5 protein-coding genes are annotated in these 3,958 nt (G+C 73.2%); 2 read left to right on the top strand and 3 right to left on the bottom strand.

Annotated features, from left to right (window positions below; all coding sequences use genetic code 11):
* Window positions 1-1,342 (top strand): transporter substrate-binding domain-containing protein (locus tag HET64_RS37380; protein WP_215111685.1); only part of this gene is annotated, 1,342 nt, incomplete at its 5' end.
* A gap of 54 nt (window positions 1,343-1,396) precedes the next feature.
* Here the strand turns inward: HET64_RS37380 and HET64_RS37375 are convergent.
* Window positions 1,397-1,888: a hypothetical protein gene (locus HET64_RS37375; protein ID WP_215111684.1), complete on the bottom strand. Its 492-nt coding sequence runs from the start codon at window positions 1,886-1,888 to the stop codon at window positions 1,397-1,399.
* Window positions 1,889-1,898: 10 nt separating this feature from the next.
* Entirely contained in the window at window positions 1,899-2,354 is a 456-nt protein-coding gene (locus tag HET64_RS37370; protein ID WP_215111683.1) for a VOC family protein, read from the bottom strand.
* An 89-nt stretch (window positions 2,355-2,443) separates the two neighbouring features.
* Between HET64_RS37370 and pip the strand changes: the two genes are divergently transcribed.
* Window positions 2,444-3,418 (top strand): prolyl aminopeptidase, encoded by a 975-nt coding sequence (pip, locus tag HET64_RS37365; protein ID WP_215111682.1) that lies wholly within the window; start codon window positions 2,444-2,446, stop codon window positions 3,416-3,418.
* Between the two features lie 131 nt (window positions 3,419-3,549).
* Here pip and HET64_RS37360 read toward each other — a convergent pair whose 3' ends face one another.
* Window positions 3,550-3,723 (bottom strand): CsbD family protein, encoded by a 174-nt coding sequence (locus tag HET64_RS37360; protein WP_215111681.1) that lies wholly within the window; start codon window positions 3,721-3,723, stop codon window positions 3,550-3,552.
* Between the last annotated feature and the right edge of the window lie 235 nt (window positions 3,724-3,958).

Genomic DNA, 3,958 nt, shown 5'->3' with positions numbered 1-3,958 from the left:
GTGGGCGCTGGGGATCACCCTGTACGAGATGGTCGAGGGCCGCGTGCCCTTCGCCGGGCACGAGGTCTGGGAGGTCCAGGAGAACATCCGGCAGTCCCCCGACCCGGCCCTCCGCTACGCGGGGCCCCTCGCACCGGTCATCCAGGGGCTGTTGATCACGGACCCGCGGGAGCGCCTGGACGCCGCCGCGGCGGAGGCGATGCTCCGCGAGGTGCTCGGCGACCCCGCCGCGCCGAACGCGGCCCGGGCCGCCGCCGCGGCGACGCACCCGCCGACGGCCGTCTCCACCCCGAACCCCTCGGCGTCCGCGCCGGTGCCCGCGCCCGGCCCCGCCGTCCCGCCGCCCGCACCGGTGCGGGCGGCGGGCGGGCCGCCCGGCCGGTACCGGGGCTGGAAGGTGGCCGCGGCGGTGGTGTGCGTGGCACTGCTGGCCGGCGCGGGCTGGCTGGTCTCCCGGGGCGACGGCGAGAAGGGCGGGGACGGCGGCGACCGGGCGGGCTCGGTGCAGGGCCAGGGCGACGACGGAGGTGCCGCCGGCAGCGGCAGCCAGGAGCGGTGGAAGGACACCCACCCCACCCTGAAGATCGGCGTCAAGGACGACCAGCCCGGACTGAGCAAGTTCGACGAGAAGACGCGTACGTACCAGGGATACGACATCGACCTGGCGTACGCGATCGCCGAGAGCATGGGCTACGGCAAGGGCGAGGTCGCCTTCACCACGGTCGCCACGGACTACCGGAGCACCGCGCTGAAGACCAAGCAGGTGGACCTGGTCATCGCGTCGTACAGCATCACCGACGACCGCAAGACCGCCTCGCCCGGCGGCTACAGCGTCGACTTCGCGGGCCCGTACTACGACGCGAGCCGGAGCTTCCTGGTCCGCGAGAAATCGCGCAAGTACACGATCAACGATTCCAGCGACCTGGTGGACCTGCGCGTCGAGGTGTGCACGGCACGGGAGTCGACGTACGAGAAGGAGCTGCCGAAACGGGGCTTCACCATGGCGAAGTCACAGCCCAACACCTACCAGGACTGCCTGGACAAACTGCTGGACCCGAAGTCCGACGTCTACGCGGTGGCCTCGGACGACATCATCCTCGCCGGATACGTGAAGGCCAACCCGGGGAAGGTGCGGCAGCTGGAGCCCATCAACGGCGCGGAGGGCTACGGCGTGGCGATGCGCCCGAAGAGCCCGCTCCTGAAGGGCGAGGTGTGCTCGGCGCTCCGGACGATCCTGGCCGGCCGGATCTGGGAGGACATGTACAAGGAGAACCTGGCCGGCCTGGTGGGCAAGGAGAACCCGCCGGGCCGCCCGGACCTGACGGAGTGCGAGGGGTTCTGAGGAGGTCGGGGAGCCGGCGGCGCACCAGGACCCCGGCACGCGCCGCCCCCGGCCTCAGCGCTCGGGGAACCGCTCCCCGCACCGGCTGCAGAAGACCGGTGCGGGGTCCTGCGACAGCCGCCCGCACTCCGCGCAGACCCGGTCCAGCATGCAGGGACCCTCGCCACCCTCGTACGCCCCGGCCGACGGCTTGATCGCGAGGCCGGGGCGGCGGCGGTGGACGGTGAGATACACGAGCCCGTCGGGCCCGGCGACCAGCGCCCGCCGTGACGTGCGGGGCAGCCAGAGGACCGTGCTGGGACCCAGCTCCAGGGCCGGTCCGCCCGCCGCCGTCCCGACGCTCCCCCGGCCCTCCAGCACGACGAGGAGCACATCGAGCACGTCCTCCTGATGCTCACCGACCTCGGCGCCCGCCGGCAGGCGCACCAGGTTGGCGTCCAACTCCCGCCCCGGCTCGGCCAGATGCCACAGCGCACCGCGCTCGCCGGGTGCGGCGGAGACGAGCAGTTCGTCGAGGACGGCGAGGATCCGGGGAGCGGCGTTCACGGCGTCCAGGCTACGCCGCGGCCGGGGTGGGCGCGCCGGCCGCCGCCACGCAGAACTCGTTTCCCTCCGGGTCGGCCATCACCACATGATGCTCGTCGGCCTCCGCCAGCACGGATCCGCCGGCCGCCACCAGCCGCGCGGCCTCGGCCCGGATGCGGGACCACCGCTCGGCGGGGGTGCCGTGGCCGGCGATCCGCACGTCGATGTGCAGCCGGTTCTTCGCGGTCTTCGGCTCGGGGACCTTGAGGATGGAGATCCGGGGGCCGATACCGTCCGGGTCGCAGAGCCATGCCCCGTCGTCCACCGTCTCGCCCTCCGGCAGCTCGAACCGGGCGAGCCACTCCTCCCGGGTCCCGAACGGTGGCGGCGGGGGCAGGTCCACGTAGCCCAGGGCCGACTTCCAGAAGACGGCGAGGAGTTGGGCGTCGGCGGCGTCGAGGGTCAGGTCGATGCGTGCTGCGTTCATGTGCGGCACCGTACGGGGCGCCTCTGCCGATCGCATCCGCGTAACGTGACCCACCGCCCACCCACCCGCCGCGCCGAGGGGAACAACGCGTGCACCGCGAGCCGAAAGATCCCTACCCCCCGATCGAACCGTACGGGAGCGGCCTGCTGGCCGTCGGCGACGGCAACCACGTGTACTGGGAGGTGTGCGGCAACCCGCACGGCAAACCGGCCCTCGTGGTGCACGGCGGCCCCGGTTCCGGCTGCACACCCCGCGCCCGGCAGTACTTCGACCCGGACCGCTACCGGGTGGTCCTCTTCGACCAGCGGGGCTGCGGCCGTTCCACTCCGCACGCGAGCGACCCGGCGACGGACATGGCCCACAACACGACGGCCCACCTGGTCGCCGACATGGAACGCCTGCGGGAACACCTCGGCATCGACAAGTGGCTGCTGTACGGCGGCTCCTGGGGCTCGACCCTGATCCTCGCGTACGCCGAGGAGCACCCGGAGCGGGTCAGCGAGGCGGTGATCCCCGCGGTGACGACGACCCGCCGCAGCGAGACCGACTGGCTCTACCGGGGCGTCGGCCGGCTCTTCCCCGAGGCCTGGGACGCCTTCCGCGCGGGCGCCCCCGAGGCGGGCGACCCGAGCGGCCTGGTCGCGGCGTACGCCCGCCGCCTGGAGAGCGAGGACACCGCCGTACGGGAGAAGGCCACGGCCGACTGGTGCGCCTGGGAGGACGCGGTCGTCTCGATGGAGGCGATCCAGGGCCCTCCCCCGTACAGCAGCCGCCCGCACCGCGCCCGGCAGGCGTTCGTCCGGATCTGCGCCCACTACTTCGCCCACGGAGCCTGGCTGGAGGAGGGCCGGCTCCTCGCCAACGCCCACCGCCTCACCGGCATCCCGGCCGCCCTGATCCACGGCCGCTTCGACCTGGCGAGCCCCCTGATCACCGCCTGGGAACTCGCCCGCGCCTGGCCGGACGCCGAGCTGACGATCATCGAGAACGCGGGCCACACGGGCGGCACGGAGACCCGGCGGGCGGTGCTGGGGGCGCTGGACGGGTTCGCGGGAAGGGGCTGACAACCGCCCCCGCCCTCGCCCGGGCCCGAAGGCTCCTGGAAGCGCCCGGAACGAAACGCGGCACGACATGACCGGGCCCCGCAGGAGGGGGAAGCTCCGCGGGGCCCCGGCGTCGTCACACGGTGACGCCGTCAGTCGGTCAAGGTGTCCTTGACCTTCTCCTTGGCCTGGCGGGCATCGCCCTTGGCCTGCTCCGCCCTGCCTTCGGCCGTGAGGCGCTCGTTGCCGACGGTGCGCCCGGCAACTTGCTTCATCCTGCCCTTGGCCTGCTCGGTCTTGGCCCGGCTCTTCTCGTCGGCGGCCATGTCACTCACCTCTCGCTGGGCTCGGCGTTGCGGTCCCCCACCGCCTGACCCCCACGGCCGTCTTCAAACATGCCGACCGGCACCCGGCCCACGGCGACCACCGGGGCCAGGCCTGACCTGCGCACGGCAGGGCATACGGCGTAGCGCCGGGAGAACAGGCTCCCGCGGAACCGCCGCACGGCGGAGCAGACGTGGGGGGACCAGATGGAGACCACCCTGTCTCCTATACACATCT

The organism is Streptomyces sp. McG3 (assembly GCF_018619185.1).
Taxonomy (GTDB): Bacteria; Actinomycetota; Actinomycetes; order Streptomycetales; family Streptomycetaceae; genus Streptomyces.
This window is presented reverse-complemented; position numbering and strand designations above follow the sequence as displayed.